Annotated in this window: 16 protein-coding genes and 3 pseudogenes; 10 read left to right on the top strand and 9 right to left on the bottom strand. The window is 72.2% G+C overall.

Translation table 11 applies throughout. From position 1 onward, the window contains the following. Positions 1 to 172 precede the first annotated feature (172 nt). Together ABZS54_RS36280 and ABZS54_RS36275 are read right to left on the bottom strand one after the other, a co-directional pair. Positions 173 to 499, bottom strand: a complete 327-nt coding sequence (locus ABZS54_RS36280; protein WP_355546030.1) for a nuclear transport factor 2 family protein — start codon at positions 497 to 499, stop codon at positions 173 to 175. Between the two features lie 178 nt (positions 500 to 677). Further along, positions 678 to 1028, bottom strand: coding sequence for a hypothetical protein (locus ABZS54_RS36275; RefSeq protein ID WP_355546028.1), 351 nt, complete (start codon positions 1026 to 1028; stop codon positions 678 to 680). Between the two features lie 218 nt (positions 1029 to 1246). Here ABZS54_RS36275 and ABZS54_RS36270 point away from each other — a divergent pair, with 218 nt between their 5' ends. Continuing rightward, positions 1247 to 2506, top strand: a complete 1260-nt coding sequence (locus ABZS54_RS36270; RefSeq protein ID WP_355546026.1) for a glycosyltransferase 87 family protein — start codon at positions 1247 to 1249, stop codon at positions 2504 to 2506. A 262-nt stretch (positions 2507 to 2768) separates the two neighbouring features. On the opposite strand, the gene ABZS54_RS36265 is transcribed toward ABZS54_RS36270, so the two are convergent. The 3 genes from ABZS54_RS36265 to ABZS54_RS36255 all read right to left on the bottom strand — a co-directional run bounded on the left by ABZS54_RS36265 (position 2769) and on the right by ABZS54_RS36255 (position 4775). After that, on the bottom strand, positions 2769 to 3002 hold the full coding sequence (locus tag ABZS54_RS36265) for a hypothetical protein (RefSeq protein WP_355546024.1): 234 nt from the start codon (positions 3000 to 3002) through the stop codon (positions 2769 to 2771). 340 nt (positions 3003 to 3342) lie between these two features. Continuing rightward, on the bottom strand, positions 3343 to 3558 hold the full coding sequence (locus tag ABZS54_RS36260) for a ferredoxin (RefSeq protein ID WP_355546022.1): 216 nt from the start codon (positions 3556 to 3558) through the stop codon (positions 3343 to 3345). Continuing rightward, the gene (locus ABZS54_RS36255; protein ID WP_355546020.1) at positions 3555 to 4775 is read right to left on the bottom strand and encodes a cytochrome P450; all 1221 of its coding nucleotides are present in this window, start codon (positions 4773 to 4775) and stop codon (positions 3555 to 3557) included. The genes ABZS54_RS36260 and ABZS54_RS36255 overlap by 4 nt, the downstream gene beginning before the upstream one ends. 149 nt (positions 4776 to 4924) lie before the next feature. Here ABZS54_RS36255 and ABZS54_RS36250 point away from each other — a divergent pair, with 149 nt between their 5' ends. The 5 genes and pseudogenes from ABZS54_RS36250 to ABZS54_RS36230 form a co-directional block, all read left to right on the top strand. After that, positions 4925 to 5578 (top strand): TetR/AcrR family transcriptional regulator, encoded by a 654-nt coding sequence (locus ABZS54_RS36250; RefSeq protein ID WP_355546018.1) that lies wholly within the window; start codon positions 4925 to 4927, stop codon positions 5576 to 5578. A gap of 462 nt (positions 5579 to 6040) precedes the next feature. Continuing rightward, entirely contained in the window at positions 6041 to 6448 is a 408-nt protein-coding gene (locus tag ABZS54_RS36245) for a nuclear transport factor 2 family protein (protein ID WP_355546016.1), read from the top strand. A 308-nt stretch (positions 6449 to 6756) separates the two neighbouring features. Continuing rightward, on the top strand, positions 6757 to 7137 hold the full coding sequence (locus tag ABZS54_RS36240; RefSeq protein WP_355546014.1) for a MerR family transcriptional regulator: 381 nt from the start codon (positions 6757 to 6759) through the stop codon (positions 7135 to 7137). Positions 7138 to 7253: 116 nt separating this feature from the next. Next, on the top strand, positions 7254 to 8024 hold the full coding sequence (locus ABZS54_RS36235) for a CmcI family methyltransferase (RefSeq protein WP_355546012.1): 771 nt from the start codon (positions 7254 to 7256) through the stop codon (positions 8022 to 8024). Positions 8025 to 8508: 484 nt separating this feature from the next. Continuing rightward, positions 8509 to 8655: pseudogene (locus ABZS54_RS36230) on the top strand (sensor histidine kinase); the annotation flags it as partial. Between the two features lie 97 nt (positions 8656 to 8752). On the opposite strand, the gene ABZS54_RS36225 reads toward ABZS54_RS36230, so the two are convergent. Together ABZS54_RS36225 and ABZS54_RS36220 are read right to left on the bottom strand one after the other, a co-directional pair. Further along, positions 8753 to 10246: an amidohydrolase family protein gene (locus ABZS54_RS36225; RefSeq protein ID WP_355546010.1), complete on the bottom strand. Its 1494-nt coding sequence runs from the start codon at positions 10244 to 10246 to the stop codon at positions 8753 to 8755. Positions 10247 to 10598: 352 nt separating this feature from the next. After that, positions 10599 to 11402: a peptidoglycan-binding domain-containing protein gene (locus tag ABZS54_RS36220; protein ID WP_355546008.1), complete on the bottom strand. Its 804-nt coding sequence runs from the start codon at positions 11400 to 11402 to the stop codon at positions 10599 to 10601. 196 nt (positions 11403 to 11598) lie between these two features. Here ABZS54_RS36220 and ABZS54_RS36215 point away from each other — a divergent pair. Beyond that, a pseudogene (locus ABZS54_RS36215) lies at positions 11599 to 11865 on the top strand (hypothetical protein); the annotation flags it as partial. On the opposite strand, the gene ABZS54_RS36210 reads toward ABZS54_RS36215, so the two are convergent. Next, positions 11862 to 13535, bottom strand: coding sequence for an FAD-binding dehydrogenase (locus ABZS54_RS36210; protein ID WP_355546006.1), 1674 nt, complete (start codon positions 13533 to 13535; stop codon positions 11862 to 11864). The pseudogene ABZS54_RS36215 and the gene ABZS54_RS36210 overlap by 4 nt on opposite strands. 174 nt (positions 13536 to 13709) lie before the next feature. Between ABZS54_RS36210 and ABZS54_RS36205 the strand changes: the two genes are divergently transcribed. Together ABZS54_RS36205 and ABZS54_RS36200 are read left to right on the top strand one after the other, a co-directional pair. Next, positions 13710 to 13877: a hypothetical protein gene (locus ABZS54_RS36205; RefSeq protein WP_355546004.1), complete on the top strand. Its 168-nt coding sequence runs from the start codon at positions 13710 to 13712 to the stop codon at positions 13875 to 13877. Between the two features lie 73 nt (positions 13878 to 13950). After that, positions 13951 to 14193, top strand: a pseudogene (locus tag ABZS54_RS36200) (hypothetical protein); the annotation flags it as partial. A gap of 234 nt (positions 14194 to 14427) precedes the next feature. Here the strand turns inward: ABZS54_RS36200 and ABZS54_RS36195 are convergent. After that, positions 14428 to 15675 (bottom strand): sensor histidine kinase, encoded by a 1248-nt coding sequence (locus tag ABZS54_RS36195; protein WP_355546002.1) that lies wholly within the window; start codon positions 15673 to 15675, stop codon positions 14428 to 14430. Positions 15676 to 16142: 467 nt separating this feature from the next. Between ABZS54_RS36195 and ABZS54_RS36190 the strand changes: the two genes are divergently transcribed. Further along, positions 16143 to 17369: aminotransferase class V-fold PLP-dependent enzyme (locus tag ABZS54_RS36190; protein ID WP_355546000.1), on the top strand; the 1227-nt coding region annotated here is incomplete at its 3' end.

The following is a 17369-nucleotide window of genomic DNA, read 5'->3' as shown; positions in this document are numbered from 1 at the left end:
GTCACCGGATCCGACGCCGGATCCGGCGACGACGCCGCGTGGTGTGCTGCGGATGCGGATGCGCCGACGCCCGGGCGTCGACCGCGCGCGACCGGTCGCGTCGATCGAGGCCCAGGCGCCGCCTACGCCGTGGTCCGGTCCTGGACGGTTGATCGGCTTCGGGGGCGGAGGTCTAGGCCTGGCCCGTTTCGAAGCGGCTGATGCGGCCGTCGGGGGTGACGGTGAACCGCCAGGCGGTGCGCATCTCGCCCCACGTGTCGTTGCGGTAGCTCACGACCAGGGTGCGCCCGCCGTCGGACTCGGTCACCACTTCCATGTGGCCGTTGGAGGAGAAGATCTCCCGATCCGCCCAGTCCTGCAGATCGCGGTCCGAGCCGTCGTCGGACATCGTCGCGTCCGGGGTGAGGAGCGCGGCGAAGGCGTCCTTGTCGCGCGCGTTGACGGCGGCGACGAACGCGCCTACCGCCGGTTCGGAGAGCTTGCCGGGGGCGATGGTCACGGGGGCCTCCTGGACGGATGAGCGGAAGGCGTGCGCGTGCTCCGCACGTCGTGCACGGGGGTGCCCCACCAGGGAACAACACGACCGGCCCGACGACGCCGACCCTCACCCGTTTGCCGCTTGGCGGCGTGTCAGAGTCGTTCGGGGCCGCGGAGCGGCCGGGCGATCGACCGCGTGGTCAGCGGCCGCTGGCGGTGATCGGCCGGTCGGGCGGTTCGATGAGCGAGCGCAGGTCGGTGAGGGACTGGTTGGCGACGAACAGGGCCACCCAGGCCACGTCGGGATACGTGTAGAGGTTCGCGGTGATGCCCGGGTCGGCGCTGCCGTGCCCGATCCTGCGCCGGCCGCGGGCGATCGAGGTGAGCGTGCCGTAGGCGGCCATGCCCATGCCGAACGGGACCTTCCCACCGAGCATCAGCTCGGTGTACGCGTCGCCAAGGAGCGTGCCCTCGTGCAGGGCGAGGGCGAAGCGGAGCAGGTCGGGGGCGGTGGCGAAGGCGCCACCGCCGCCGAGCCCGGCGCCACGCATCGCCGCGGTCAGGTCCGGGCGTTGCCCGTCGGGTCGGCGGTCGCCGTAGGCGTGTGCGTGGGTCGAGTCGGTCTGCCCGTTGGGTATCGCCCGGGCCGGCCGGGTGCGTGTCTCACCCCGCCGGCCCGGCCGGCGGCGCGGGCCGTGCGCCCGACACCACCTTGATGGCCCTATCACAAGCGCCGGGAACGGACGGGCGCGCGGGTTAGCGTCGTCGTATGAGACGCCCCACCGGCTTCGGCGGCCGATCCCGCGTGCGGCGACGGGGCGCTCTCGGCGACGCCCCGGACGGATCGCCGGCCGCGCGCCGGATGTGGCTCTGGACGCTCGCCTGCGCCGTGTCGATCGGCGTCTACCTGCTCGTGCGACACCTGAGCCACCCCTCGATGGTCGACCTGGTGGTCTACCGCGCCGAGGGGCTGGCCGTACGCGACGGGATCGACCTGTACGGCCCGCTCGACACGCCGCACGGCCTCAGGGCGACCTATCCGCCGTTCGCCGCGCTGTTGTTCGTCCCGCTGACCTACCTGCCCGAGGGTCTGCTGCTCGGATCGGGCGTGGCCGTGAACCTGCTGCTCGTGGCGATCGTGGTTTGGCTATCGATGCGCCTGGCGGACCCGGACGGGATCCGCCTGGGTCCGTGGGTGGTTCCGGCCGCGACCACCTTCGCCCTCTGGTTCGAGCCGGTGTTCACCACGATGCGCTACGGGCAGGTCAACCTCGCGGTGCTGGCCGTGGTGCTGTGGGACTTCGGTCGCCCGCCCGGCGCGCCCCTGCGCGGGGTGGGTCTGGGGCTGGTGGCCGGGATCAAGGTCACCCCGGCGGTCTTCATCGTCTACCTGCTGCTCACCGGACGTCGCCGCGAGGCGCTCACCGCCATCGCCACCGCGGTCGGGACGGTGGTCTTCTCGGCCGCGATCCTGCCCGGGGCCACTCGGCGATTCTGGACCGACCTGGTGTTCACCCCCGAGCGGGTCGGGCGGGTGGAGAACGCCGCCAATCAGTCGGTGCGCGGGCTGGTCACCCGGGTGACCCGGCTGTTCGATCCCGGCATCGGCGGGACGGCGACCATCGTCGCGGTGGGCGTGCTCGGCATGATGTGCGCCGTGATCGCGCACCGTCGGCGCGGGGACGCGTGGGGGCTGCCCGCGGCCGCGGTGGCCGGGCTGCTCGCCAGTCCCATCTCCTGGAGCCACCACTGGGTGTGGTGTGTGCCGATCGCGATCCTGCTGTGGGCGAGGCTGCGGGGCCCGCACGTGCGGGCCGAGACGCTGTTGTCCGCGGGCCTGATCGTTTTCCCGAGCTTCCTGGTCTGGTCCGTACCGCACCTGCCCGGTCAGGAATGGCACCTGACCGGCTTCGAACTGCTGCGTTCGTCCTGCTACGTGGCCTTCGGCGTGGCCTTCCTGCTCGTGGCCGCGCGCCCCGAACCCGAGCCTGCGAGGCAGGCGACTTCGTCGTCGGCGCTTCTCGGCTGACTCGCCGGCTGTTCGCGGTCACTCGTCGAGGGGATCCGCGACCGCCGACCGATCGGTACGCGCTCCGACGAGCGGCGCCGCCGCGCGGACCTCGCCGGCACACGCGAACTCGGCTCCCGGGCACGGGAATCCGCGAGACGGCGTCGGCATCCACGGTTCCCCGGCGACGGCCGAGATCGAGGGTTCGTCCACCGATGCCGCCAAGAGCCCTGCGCGTGCGGCATGTTGCATGCCGCGCAGGCGTGATGTCGGCACCCGCAGGCTATCGGTGCAGGGCGTGTCGGAGGGCCTGGACGAGGGCATCGGGGTCGATTCCGGGGTCCAGGTGCAGCACCGGTACGGCCTGCTCGGGGGCGTCGGGGTCGGACCTGGGGCGAGTGGGCGCCCGCTGGGGAGCGGGCGCGGCCGAGGGGGTGGGGGCGAGGAGGTCGAGGATGTCCTCGATCGCTGTGGCGAGTGTGCCCAATGCCTCGTCGAGCGACGCGGATGTGGTCATGACGGAACAACGAGTCCCCGCCGTCGGCCGCAACGGCGTATGCCGGCACACCATCCGATCGACTGCCTTTGTGTCACTCCCACCACGCCCTCCCACGGCCCGTGCCGGCCCGGCGCCGCCGTCCCGCCCGGGTACGCGCATGCGTGACGGCGCCGCCCACCCGCCCGAGGGCGGGCCGGGGCCGGGAACGGCCCAACGGCCGCGGGCGCCCGGGTTCGGAACCGGGTCACGTGTCCCTCCTCGAAGCGGCAACAATTCTTTGACGATGCCGGGGCGACCCGTATCGCGGGTTGCTGCGCAGCGGCGGGACCGGGCCGCGCGGGCCCGGTCCCGGGGACGGCTATTCGATGGTGCGGATGGCGCCGGAGGGGCACAGCCGACCGGCCTGGCGGGCGGCGCGGTGCAGCGCGGCGGCGGGTTCGGGGACCAGGACGGTGACCAGCCCGTCGTCGTCCTGATCGAAGACCTCGGGCGCGGTCAGCGCACACAGGCCGGCGCCGACGCACACGGTGCGGTCGGCGCTGACAGGCGGGCCGGCCGCCTTCGCGGCGCTCACCAGGTGACCGGGAGTTCGTTGACGCCCTGGATCGTGGTGCCCGGGCGCAGCGTCAGTTGCTCGACCGGGACGGCCGGACGCAGGGTCGGAATGCGCTCGAACAGGGCGGTGAGGATCACTTCGAGTTCCAGGCGGGCCAGATTCTGCCCGAGGCACTGGTGTACGCCGTAGCCGAAGGCGATGTGATGGCGGGCCGAGCGGTGCACGTCGAAGGTGTCCGGGTCCTCGAACACCGAAGCGTCGCGGTTGGCGATGGAGTTGGTGACGATCACCCCGTCGCCGGCCCGGATGAGCTGCCCGTCGATTTCGATGTCGGCCGTCGCGAACCGGCCGCCCGCGACGTCGGCGATGGCCAGGTAGCGCAGCAGTTCCTCGACGGCGCCCGGCACGAGGGTGGGGTCGGCGCGCAGCGCGGCGTGTTGGTCGGGGTGTTCGAGGAGGGTGATCACGCTGAACGAGGTCATCGACGCGGTGGTCTCGTGGCCGGCGACGAGCAGCAGGATCGCGGTCGAGACCAGTTCCTCCCGCTCGATCGCGCCGGTCGCGAGTTGTTCGGTGACCAGCGTGGACAGCAGGCCCGGCGCCGGTTTCGCCCGGAGCACGGTGATCAGCCCGTCCAGGTAGCGTTCGAGCCGGTCGCGGGCGGCGCGGGCGTCGCTTCCGTCGGTGGCCTGGAGCAGTTGTCGACTCGCGTCCTGGAAGAAGTCGTGGTCCGCGTAGGGGACGCCGAGCAGTCGACAGATCACCATCGAGGGCACCGGCAGGGCGAACAGCTCGACCAGGTCGGCGGGCGGACCCGCGGCCAGCAGGTCGTCGATCGCGTCGTGCACGATGCGCTCTACGTCCGGGCGCATCGCCTTGATCCGGCGGACGGTGAACTCGGCGATGGTCATCCGGCGTCGGGGGCCGTGTTCGGGTGGGTCCAGGCTGATGAATCCGGGGCGACGGTCGCGCAGCGCCCGTAAGCGGGGCGAGGTCGAGGGGAAGTCGGCGTGGGTACGGTCCGAGGACAGCCGCGGGTCGGCCAGCAGTCTGCGGGCCGCCTCGTGCTTGGTCACCACCCAGGCTGGACGGCCGTCGTACAGGGTTACCTTGTGCAACGAACTCGGCGCGTCGCGCAGCCTGTTGTACTCCTCGGGGAGTCGGTAGGGGCAGGTTCGGTCGCTCGGGAAGGCGGGGGTTTGTCCGGTCCGGAAGGTCGCAGCGGTCTCGTTCATCGATCCCCTCGCAGCCATCGCGCGGATTGGGCATGATCGGGCTCGGTTGTGCGTGGCCGGTCACGTAGAGAACGAATGGTTCTCTCCTGGGAGGCTAAGCTGCCCATGCAGAGAACGCAACGACCTCTCCATGACTCAAGGGAGTTACGTTGTTACCCAACGTCGGTCGGATCGTGGTCGACGCGGAAGTCGACCACCGCAAGGGGCCGCGTCGGCGCGGCGAGGCACTGGAGTCCGCCATCCTGACGGCGACCCTGGCCGAGCTCGTCGAGGTGGGCTACCCGGGGTTGACCATGGAGCGGGTGGCCGCGCGCGCCCGCACCGGCAAGGCGACCCTGTACCGCCGCTGGTCCAGCAGGGCCGAACTGGCCGTCGACGCGTGCAAGTTGCCCGGTGTCTCGGACGTCGACCCGCCGGACACCGGGGCGTTGCGCACCGACATGATCGCGCTGCTGCGATCGATCTCCGCCAAGCTGGCCGGTCCGCTCGGCGACATCCTGCGCGGTCTGCTCGCCGAGACGGGTCGCGATCCCGAACTCGCCCGACTGATTCGCGAGCGCTTCCACACCGTCGGCCCGTCGTCGGTTCGGGTCATCCTGGAGCGGGCGGTCGAGCGCGGCGAGGTCGAGCACACGATGCCGACCTCGCGCCGCGCCACGGTGGCAACCGACCTGCTGCGCAACGAGTTCCTGCTGTTCGGCGCGCCCGTCGAGGACGCCGTCATCCTCGACATCGTGGACGACGTGTACCTGCCGCTGATCCTGTGCCCGGCCTCGGACCCGTCGCGCGAAAGCCGGCGGTAGCCGGCGCTCAGGCGGGAGCGGGCCGCCGTGCCCGTTCGAGACGGCGACGCCTTCGGCGGCGTGCCGGTCGGTGTCCAGACCTGGATCCTCAAGGCCGCCCCCGACGCCCCCACCGCGCCGAACACCTCGATGTTCAACCCGGCCATCGCGCCGGGTGCGCTGTTCGGCGGCATCCCTGGTCAACACCGTCTCCACCGCCGGCGTACTGCCCTTCGGCGCCGCACTCGGCGCGCCGACCTCGCCGGCGGTGTGGGGGCATCCGGCGGATGCGATTCCCGCCGTCACCGGTGGTCCCGGTCATTCCCCAAAGGGAATTGTTCGGACCGCGCGACGGTCGCAGGATTGTTCCCACGAGCCGCCGCGAGACGGTCGGCCCGGACGGACACCGGACCCTGCCAAGAGTTCACGAGCGCGCGACAGGGCTCCACCGGGCACACACCGAGTACAACAGGAGCCACCATCATGTCGGACACCACCACCAGCACCCTCACGACCGCCGAGGTCATCGCCCGGTTCAACGACGCGTTCACCACGCACGACCCTGCACTGCTGGTCGGCCTGGTCGCCGACGACTGCGTGATGGTGAGCGTGCAACCGGCGCCCGAGGGCAGGCGGTACGAGGGTCTGGACGCATGCCTCGGGTTCTGGCAGGACCTGGCGGCGGACACCAACACCAACTTCCGGCCGCAGGACGTGTACGTCTTCGGGGACCGCGCGGTCATCAAGTGGCATGTGTCCTTCGGCGCCGGCGAGGTCAACGAGGTGTTCGGGGACGCACACGCCGACTCCGCCTGGGTGGCGGGCGTCAACCTGATGCAGATCCGCGACGGACGCATCGTCGAGGCCCTGGGCTACAGCAAGTCCCCCTGACCCGGATCCTGTCGGCGGTCCGGGTGCGCCGGCCTTGGGCCTGCACCCGGACCGGACCGCGACAAGCACGCCGCCGGCGTCGGGCATGCACGCCGGCGGCGTGGGCCGTGCGCGTCGCCGACGCTTCCTGACGGGGAGTCAGCCGGGCCGGTGTCGAGGCGAACTCCCGGCCCGGCACAGCGCCTGACACGGTGTCAGGGTCAACCGGACGGACGACGGGCCGGACCGGCGCGCCGAACACGCCCGCCGACCCCACGCGCTCCGGCAAGGGGGCGCGTTGCGGGGTGGACTGCGGGCACAATGCGGTCATGACCACCGCGACGCGCTACCTGACCCCGGCCGAGACGGCGGAACGATCCGGCTTCAGCCTGGACACCCTGCGCTACTACGAACGCATCGGCCTGTTGGCCGGCGTGGACCGGGCGCCCAGCGGCCACCGCCGTTTCTCCGAGGACGACCTCCAGTGGCTCGGCATCCTGCGCTGCCTGCGGGACACCGGCATGCCGATCGCGGACATGCGGCGCTACGCCGAACTGGCGCGCACCGGGGACAAGGAGTCGCTGGCCGAGCGCATCGCCCTGCTGGAGAGGCACGACACCGCCGTCGAGCAACAGATCGCACTGCTGCGCACCCAGCAGGGGCATCTGCGGGGCAAGATCGACTGGTATCGCTCGATCCTGCCGGACTGATTCCGTACGGCGAGGCGTCGACTGTCCCCATCGTGGTGAAACGATCAGTAAAAGGCTGCCCGAATCGGAAATCTGCCTCTTCAATGGAAAGCGGACCAGCCGTCCGCGGCCGGCCCGTGGCCCGACCCGTCGAGACACCGGGACAGGAGAGGATCACCATCACCGATCACGCCGAGGACGCGCAGCTGCCGCCGACCGTCACCGCCGACCACAACGAGACGCTCCTGGAATACCGGCGAGCGCGTGGCCGGCAACACGTCCGCGATTGGTACGCCGGGCTGCGGATCAAGAAATTTCCCGAGGACCTGCGGGTGTTCGAGCACGTGCTGTGGTCCTCACGCGCGCAGGTGGTGGTGGAACTGGGCACCCATCTGGGCGGTTCGGCCCTGTGGTTCCGCGACCGGCTGCGCACCCAGGCCGGCTACGGGCGCGTCCCGGAGGCGATCCGGGTGATCTCGGCGGACCTCGATCAGGATCGCGCCGCCGGTCTGCTCCGGGCCGCCGACCCGAGCTTCGAACGGGACATCACCCTCGTGGCCGGCGACGTCACCGACCCCGGGCTCGCCGAGCGCGTCACGGACCTGGTCCCGCCGGGGGCGCGCTGCCTGGTGGTCGAGGACACCCTGCACGAATACGCCACGACCAGCGCCGCGCTGCGCAACTTCGCGCATCTGGTCCCGGAGGGCGGGTTCTTCGTCGTCGAGGACGGCATCGTCGACGACCCCGACCTGTGCCCGCCCGGCATGCCGGGCGGCGTGCTGCCCGCCCTCGCCGACTGGCTGGCCACCGAACAGGGCGGCGCCTTCACCACCCGGCGCGACCTGGAACTGTACGGCGTGACCAGCCACCCGCACGGCTGGCTGCAACGAACCGCGCCCGCTTCCTGATTCGCCGCCGCGACGAGCCGCCCCACGAACCCGCGCGGCGACCTGCCGGCGGGTGGGGCCGCATCGCCCCGCCGAGCGCGGCTCGGGGCCGGGGCGCATACCGCGGTGGGTGGAGTCGGCGCGACGTGTAGCGCGGGAGTTCGACCCGGTTCTCATCCGATGAGGGAAACCGGCGCCGGATTCATAGTGTTGTCCTCGGTGGGCCGACGTCGAAAGACGCCGGGCGGCGGCGCGGGATGGTCGACGGGAGACGGAAGCGCGATGCGTGCGGTAGAACGTGGACGCGACTCGGGGGAACGACGGGCTCGGTAGGGATCGGCCGGGATCCACCACGACTTCCGTCGACCGTCGCCGGTAAGGCATGGACGAACGGGTACCGCCCACCGGGCGGCGGAGCCGGAGGCCCAGTGTTCGGCGATAGGCCGCGCGGCTCGCGCCGGGAGCGATGCGGGCGTGGCCACGTCCGGGCACTGATCCGGCGGCCGGACCGGGGACCGGTCACGGCCTGATCGGTATGCGGGAGCGAGCCAAGATCCTCGGCGGCACGCTGTCCGCCGGCGAACGCCCGGAAGGCGGCTTCCGCGTCCACCTCACCCTGCCCCTGGACACAGCGCCGCCGTCGGGCGGGTAGCGCGCGGAGGCTCCGCGCGGCGCACCGTCGGAGCCGACCGCGGAGCGCACGTGCGGTGCCCCATCGGGGCTGCCCGTGCGCACCGCGGCCGGTGGCGTCAGACGCGAACCGCGGTGCCCGGGAAGGCGTCGAGGCAGAGGATGCCGTCCTGGACGACGGGTACGCCGCGGACCAGCACGTGGGCGTAGCCGGTGGACGGGCGCGTGCTGTGTTCGTAGGTGGCCTGGTCGGTGACCGTGTCGGGGTCGAAGACGATCAGGTCGGCGTCGCACCCCGCCTGCACCCGGCCCTTGCGACGCATCGCGGGCACGCTGTCCTGGAGGATCCGCGCGGGCCCGAAGCTGCTGCGCGCGATCGCGTCCATGAGGGTGAGCGCGCCCTGCTCGCGCACGTAGCGCCGCAACACCTTCGAGAAGGTGCCCGAGGTGCGCGGGTGGGTCATCGCGCTCGGCGGCAGCGGCCACGCCATCGGGTCGGCCGGCCCGTTCATCCAGGTCAACGGCATCGCGTCGGACCCGACCACGCTGCCCGGGTGCAGCAGCGCCCGGTCCACGAACGCACGATCGTGCGGGTCGGTCTCGTCCAGGAAGTGCACGACGGCCAGGCCGCCCGGGTCCTTCGCACGCAGTTCGCGCAGTCGCGCGGCGTCGGCCGGGCGTTCGCCGGTGGGGGCGTAGACGATGTCGGAGGGCGTGATGCCGGCCCAGCCGAGGTTCTCGGGGGCGAGGAAGGCCGCGCCGATGGCCGTCATCCCGGCGCCGTAGGGGTAGACCTCGGTGGAGACCCGGCCGCCTTCGGCGCGCACGTTCTCCATCAGTTGCAGCACCCGGTCGCTGTGCCGGAGCGATGTGGACTGGACGTGGCAGAAGTGCGCGTGCACGCCGGTCTCCGCCGCCGCGCGGGCGATCTCCTCGGCGCCGTCGACGAGGGTGTTCTCGTCCTGCTCGACCAGGTTCCGCGCGTGCGTGTACGTCGGGCGGCCGGCGTCGGCGGCCAACCGCGAGACGGCGAGGTATTCCTCGGGCTTGACCCGAGGCGCGTAGCCGACCACGATCCCGATGCCGAGCGCGCCCGCGGCGAGGTCCTTGCGCAGCAGTTCGAGCAGTTCGTCCACCTGGCGGTCGTCGGCCTCGCGCTGCCACTCGGGCGTGCCGAGTCGGGCGAGCGCCACGCCCATGCCACCGCCGTGCGCAAGCCCGCCGACGGCCGTCATCCGGGCCTGGCACCAGGATGCGGAGAAGCCGTAGTTGAGCGGTCGTCCCTCGGCGCCCGCCTGCCGGTAGCCCTCGTCGACCGGCGACAGGCCGGCTTCGAGATCGAGCGCGGTGGTGACCCCGTCCATCGCCTGGAGGCGGTGGCCGGCCACGTCGTGCGAATGGCTGTGCATGTCGATGAAGCCCGGCGCGACCACCAGTCCTCGCGCGTCCAGCGTGCGCAGACCGATCAGTGGCTCCCGGGAGACGGCGCTGATGGCTCCGGCGGTCACACCCACGTCGGCCACCGCGTCGAACCCGGTTTCGGGATCGAGCACGCGACCACCCCGCAGTACGAGGTCGTGGGTCCCGGACGGCAGAGCGGCTGATTGCGTCATGGGACCACACATTAGGCAGTCGATGCCGGGGCGGATCCGTCCGGCAGACTGAAATCCCGACGCCGTCTTCGTACACTCCGACCAGCACACCACGGACCCGATCGCGATAAGGACCGCGACCACGGGCCCGAGCCGGCCGGAACCGCTTCCGCCGACGGAGCGGTCCCGGAGCCGGTCGGCCCGCGTCGGTTCGGCGAACTCCGCTGGTCGGAGTCCACTTCGGGATCGACGGCACGTGCCGGACCCGCACGTGCCGTACGCCGACGCCGTGGGTTGCGACCCCGCCGGGATTCGGCGGGATCCAGTGGCAGGGCTCAGCGGGCCGCGTCCAGTCGGGTGCGCTGGTCGGCGGTCAGCTCACGCGGAAGCCGTGTTGGTTGCCGAGGCGGGTCAGGGAGGTCCGGCCCGGGATGCCGTTGGCGTCGGTGCCGGAGAAGCCCAGGCGGCGCTGGTAGGCCGCGTACGCCCGAATCGTCGCGGTGCCGTAGGACCCGTCGACCAGGCCGGAGGCGAGCAATCCCTCGGCCTGAAGGGCCTGTTCGACCAGCAGGACGTCGGTACGGTGCACCGCGGCACCCTGTGGCGCGGGCGGGTCGTGCCGGGCCGAGTCGATCACGTTCGCGAGCGAGACCGTGGGCCTGCCGGTGCCCGGTGCGCCGCCGCGCGGATCGTGCGGATCCGCGGTGGGCGGGCATCCGTCGGGAAAGCGGGGTGCGAGGTAGCCGGTCACCCTCGGGTCGGTGCGGCGGAACGTGTGCGAGTACACGCCGTTGCCCTGGCCCGCGTCGCCGCCGGTCGGGATGGTGTTGCCGCCCTTCGTGTACACGTGCACGTCGTCGAAGCGCAGCACGATCTCGGTGTGCGCCCCGTTGCCGAAGTCGACCCACGCGCCCCAACTCGGATACTCCGACCACTGGCCGCGCGCCCGCGCCCAGTCGGCGAACGCGGACACGTTGTCCACCTTGGGCACGATGCGAGCGAGGCCGACGTCGTTGTACATGCACCAGTCGAAGATGACGCACCATGCGACGCCGTCCTCGCCGAACTCCCGACCCCACTTGGTGTGATTGTCGTACCCATCCTGGGCGTTCCAGCCCTCGTACACGCCCTCGGGAACAGCTTGCAGATGTGCGATCAGGTCGTCCCATGTAGCCATGGACGCCCCCCATTTCACGCCGGGTGGAACGTACACACGATGGCCGAGGTGGGAGACCCCGTTCCGGTGGGCCCACCCACACCTCGGGCGCGCCCCGCGACCGGCACGAAGCGCACACTGACGTCAATGAGGGCATACCCAGTGACCTGCGACGTGTACCACGAGTATATGTTCGATGGCGTTGAGTAGTTCGACGTTCCGTCGGCGGCTCGGTGGTCAGCCGGCTGCGGATCCGCGAATCGACCACTACTGGCTACTGGTTGCCGAAGTGTCCGCCCCCGTGACACCGACGCCCGGCGCGCTGCACGACCGGCTCCGGGCCGCCCTGGATCTCGGCATCGCCCGATCCGCGGTCCGACCTTCGCATCCGGGGCACGCGGAACTCGGGTTCGCCGAACGCGACGCAAGGCCGCAAGGCCACGAACGGATCGGCGCGCAGCAAGACTCGCCGGACGGTCCCTAGTCGGTCGCGTGGGCCGCGGCGCGGCCGGCGAGTCGGCCGCCGAACAGGCAGCCGCCCAGGAAGGTGCCTTCGAGGGCGTTGTAGCCGTGCACGCCGCCGCCACCGAAGCCGGCCACCTCGCCGGCCGCGTACAGGCCCTCGATGGGCCGTCCGTCGAGGCCGAGAGCGCGCGCGTCGAGGTCGGTCTGGATGCCGCCGAGCGTCTTGCGGGTGAGGATGTGCAGCTTGACGCCGATCAGCGGGCCGGCCGCCGGGTCCAGGATGCGGTGCGGGGCGGCGGCGCGACCGAGTCGATCGCCCAGATAGCGGCGGGCGTTGTGGATGCCCTGGACCTGCGCGTCCTTGCCGTACGGGTTGGCGATCTGCAGGTCGCGGGCCTCGATCTGGCGTCGGATCAGCGTCGGGTCCAGGAGCGGTTCGGGGGTCGAGCGGTTCATGCCGGCGACGAGTTCGTCGAGGGTGTCGGCGACGACGAAGTCCGCACCGTGCCGTTTGAAAGCCTCCACGGGGGCCGGTGCGCCCTTGCCGATCAGGCGGGTGCGCAGGAAGCCGATCCGGTCCTTGGCGGTGATGTCGGGGTTTTGTTCGGACCCCGAGAGCGCGAATTCCTTCTCGATGATTCGCTGGGTGAGGATGAACCAGGAGTGGTCGTGGCCCGCGAGGTCCTCGGTGGTGCGCAGGTGCCCGAGCGTGGCCAGGGTGTCGTAACCGGGCAGGCACGGCTCGGGCAGCCGGCGCCCGAGCGCGTCGAACCACATCGAGGACGGGCCGGGCAGGATCCGGATGCCGTGGCCGGGCCAGATCGGGTCCCAGTTGCGCAGACCCTCGGTGTAGTGCCACATCCGGTCGCGGTTGACCACCCGGATACCGGCCGCGGCGCCGATGTCGAGCATGCGCCCGTCCACGTACGCGGGTACGCCGGTGACCATGCTCGCGGGCGCGCTGCCCAGCCGGGCGGGCCAGTATCGGCGGATCAGGTCGTGGTCGGCGCCGATCCCGCCGGTTGTCAGGACGAGCGCCTGCGCGGTGAGTTCGAAGTCGCGGACCTCGTCCCGGTTGCTCGGCGCGCCCCGGCGGGCGGAATCGGGGGCCAGGACCCGGCCGCGGATCCCGCGGGCGGCGCCGTCCTCGACGACCAACTCGTCCACCCGGTGCCGGTGATGGAAGGTGAGCAGCCCGTCGGCGGCGGCTTGGCGGGCCGATCGCACGAACGGCTCCAGCACGCCCGGGCCGGTACCCCACGCGACGTGAAAGCGGGGTACCGAGTTGCCGTGTCCGTCGGCGCGCAGATTGCCGCGTTCGGCCCAGCCGACCGTGGGCAGGAAGCGCATGCCGTGGCCGGCCAGCCATGAGCGCTTCTCGCCGGCGGCGAACTCGACGTAGGCGCGGGCCCATCGCACCGCCCAGGAGTCCTCGTCGTCGAGCCGGTCGAACCCGGCACTGCCGCGCCAGTCGCTCCAAGCCAGTTCGAAGGAATCCTTCACGCCCAGCCGGCGCTGCTCCGGCGAGTCGACCAGGAAGAGTCCGCCGAACGACCAGAACGCCTGCCCGCCCAGGTTCGCCGGGCCCTCCTGGTCGACCAGCGCGACTTTGCGGCCCCGCGCGGTGAGTTCGTGGGTGGCCACCAGGCCGGCGAGCCCGGCCCCGACGACGATGACGTCAGCGTCCACTGTGCGTTCTCCCTGGGTCGGTTGCCGGCGAGCAGGTCACCCGGCGCGTTCGCGCACTCGCCGAGATCCCAGGAGGGTACCGGCGGGCGGCGCACACCGGCGGCACTCGCATCGGTGACCTGCGCGCGTTCGTCGCGGACGTATCGCCGTGGGAGGCGGCCCGAGGGATGGAGCTTGTCGAAGGTCGGGACCCGGCCCGTGTTGCGCGAGGACGGGCCGCCGCCGGTCCCGATCGCCGCCGACCGGGTGGCGCGGGCCGCCGTCGCGCTGCAAGCGGCGCATCGGGCCGCCGGTGTGCATCGCGACCTCGAGCCCCGCCACCTGACCGGCGCGCCGGAGTAGGGCGCCGACACGACCGGAATCCCGTGGGCACACGTGGCGTTCGCCGACCACACCGCCTGTCACGCGGGGGTCGATCCGGACGTGCCCGAGGTGCCGCGCGCCTTCGACTCGTCCACCGGGAGATGTCCTGGGAGTATGCGTCCGGGACCAGGACCGTGACCGGCCTGGCCCCGAACATTCGGATGGTGTACGTCGGTTCCGTCGAGGGCGCGATCATTGCCCTCGACGCCCGAACCGGCGTCGAGCGTGGAGCACGACTCCGGGCGGCCCGGTCCGCGCGCCCCCGGCGGTGTCCGACGGCCTCGTCCACGCCGGCAGCGAGGACCGCAATCCCTATGCGCCGGACGCCGGCATCGTCCGGCGCACCCGGATCACTACCGGCGCGCTCAAGACCACGCCGGTGGTGGTCGACCGGAGGGTGTGCGCGGCGACGGCGGACGGCGCGCTGCACGCGGGTCGACGCGAAGACGGGGGAGGGCCCGTGAGCGCGTCGCCCCACCCGCGCGGCGGCGGAAGGACCCGGCGGCCGGGTCCGGGCCGAGTGTGCCGGTCAGCCGGTCCAGGCGGGTCCGCTCGGCGGCACGGGCACTTCGGCGACGACCCGGAAACCGCCTTCGGGGCGGTGCCCGGCCTCCAGGGTGCCGCCGTGCAGGGTCACCCGCTCGCGCATGCCCATCAGGCCGTAGCCGCTGCCCGTGATGCCGCTCGGCGCGGCCGAGCCGCCCGCGCCGTCGTCGAGCACCTCCAGCACGACCCGATCGGGCAGATGCCGCACCCGTACGGACGCCCGCGCGGCCCCCGAGTGCTTGCGCGTGTTGGTCAGTGCCTCCTGCACGATCCGGTACAGGGTCAGTCCGGTCGCCGCCGACAGCGACCGCCGCTCGCCGATCTCCTCGTACTCGATCGGCAGGCCGGCCGCGCGCGACTCGGTGATCAGCCGGTGGATCTCGGGCATTCCCGGTTGCGGTTCCGAGGGTGCTTCCTCGGGGCCGTCGGTGCTGCGCAGCACGCCGAGCAACTGGCGCATCTCACCCAGCGCGGTGCGCCCGGACGCCTCCAGCGTGAACAGTGCCTCCCGGGCCGTTTCGGGATCGCGTTCCAGCGTTGCCCGGGCGCCTCCCGACATCAGGTACATCGTGGTGATGTGGTGCGCCACGATGTCGTGCAACTCGCGGGCGATCCGCCGGCGCTCCTCGGTCACCGCCCGGTCCGCGCGCAACTGCCGATTGATGGCCAGTTGCTGCTGCCACTTGGCGGTGCCGACGCCGACCGTGATCACCAGGGCGGCACCGCCGAATCCGGAGGCGCAAGCCTGCGCGATCGGCTCGCCGGTGTTGGGGAGCGCCCGCAGCAGCTGAACCGCCACCGCCAGGCACCCGGCGAAGCCGATGTCGAGAGGTCGGCGATACCGGGACACCGTGTACAGCGCGACCATCAGCGCACAGCCGAAGCTGCGCGTGGCCGCGTCGGTGCACAGGACGAAGACCGCCTGGACCAGCACCACGGCGGTCATCACCTGCATCGGATACCGGCGACGCGCGAGCAGGACCGCGCCACCCGCGGTCGCCAGCCCGAACCCGATCACCCTCGTGGCCACGCCGGCGGAGTCGAACTCGGTGGTCGTGATGAAGGCGAGTGAATCCATGACGGCGGAGGCGATCACGAGCAGCAGGTCGTTGCGGTACGCGGAATGGTCCGCGATCCTGCGCCGCAGCCGCGCGTATGTCCCCGCCCCTGGGCTCAGGGTGATGACCTTGCCGGGAACTGCCGAGGCCGCCGGAAGGTGGTCGGACCCCATTCTCGGGTCTCCTTAGCTGATTGTCGGTGGTCGACGGACGTGGAGCCGGTCGGCCGGGTCGGCCGCGAGTCCGGGACGAGCCGTTCTCGCGGGAATGGAGTCGCCCTCCATTCCATCGGTTCCGGCGACCGCAGCAGACCACCCCACTGAGGATCTCGACCCCGGACCGGAGTCCTGCCCCAGCGCGGTTTCGGGACCGGGGTACGGGTCCGGGCTCGTCCCGGCTCGGGGTGAAACGGGGTCTCGGGTGCCCCGGGGACCGGAGCGGCGGCCATCCGGGTCGGAGGTGTGCATGATCGAGAGTCGGTCGGGAAGTCTGAAGATTCGTTTTGTCCCGACGGCAAGGCCGCCTGCGCCCCGCACGACCCGATCCCGCACGAGGCGTCCTCGGTGCGCGGACACCGGGCCCGGGCCGAGGGTGTCGAGCCGCCGGGCCATCCGTCAACCGTCGCATCCGGAGGGACACCATGGACACCCGTCGCCGGCTGACCGAGGCATTCGACACCTGGTCCGCGTGGGCCGACGCGCGGGCCGGCGACGGGGACCGCTTCGAACCGCACCTGGCGGACCTGGCCGCGCGGCTGCGCGGGGGGCGGCCGTCCCTGCACCAGGCCCATGCCGGGTACCCGGTCGAGCCGCCGCACCGGGCCGCCCTCGTCGGCCGGCTCGCCGCCACGCTGATCGAGCCCGAGGGGCGGGTGTGCGACGGCGATCCGGGTACGGCCGCGCTGGCGGACGAGGTCGTCGCCGAGTTGGCGGCGATGTTCGGGCTGCCCGCGGCGTACGGGCACCTCACCTCGGGCGGTTCCGTCGCCAACCTGGAGGCCCTCCGGGTGGCCCGCGAGGCCCACCCCGAACGTGGTATCGCCCACAGCGCCGACGGCTATCCCGCGCACGAACGCAGATGCGACGTGCTGCGCGTGCCGGCGCACTGCGTCCGCACCGACGCCGCCGGCCGGATCGACCTCGACGCCCTCGCGACGCTTTTGGCCAAGGAACGCATTGGTACGGTCGTGGTCGGCGCCGGCACCGACACGCTCGGCGCGGTCGATCCGATCGCCGACATCCTGGCGCTGTGCCGCGACCACGACGCGCGGGTGCACGTGGACGCCACCCACGGCGGGTTCTTCACCCTGCTGGCCGACGCGGACGAACTGCGCGACACCCCCACCGCCCGGCACCTCCGCGCCATCGCCGACTGCGACTCGGTGGCCGTGGATCCGCACCGTCGGGGCCTGCACCCGCACGCGTGCGGCGCGCTGCTGGTCCGCGGTGCCGACGGCCCGGGCGAGGAAGCGCACCCGGGGGAGGAAGGGCGCCCGGGCGACGCCGGCCTCGACCAGGTCCCTCCCGGAGCGACCGCGGCGGCCCTGTGGCTGACTCTGCGTGCCCTGCCGTTGACCCCCGACGGCCTGGGCGAGGTGCTCGCCGACAGGCTCCGCAGCACCCGCCGTTGGCGGGACCTGATCGACGGCGAACCGGAGCTGATGTTGTATCAGGAACCCGAACTGGACATCCTGACCTACCTACCCCTGACCGGCGAACCCCGCCCGCGCCTGTCGTCGGTGGCGATCGCCAGCCGGCACATCGTGCACGCCATGCTCAACGGGCTGGTCGTGCTCGCCATCGCGAGCTTCGTCTACCGGCTCGCGGCCCGGCAGGAGTATCGCTGGTTCGCGCGTGCCGTGGGCGAC

This window comes from Embleya sp. NPDC005575, assembly GCF_040605455.1.
Classification (GTDB): Bacteria; Actinomycetota; Actinomycetes; order Streptomycetales; family Streptomycetaceae; genus Embleya.
Note: the sequence above shows the minus strand (reverse complement) of the source record. Positions and strands in the feature narration are given on the sequence as shown.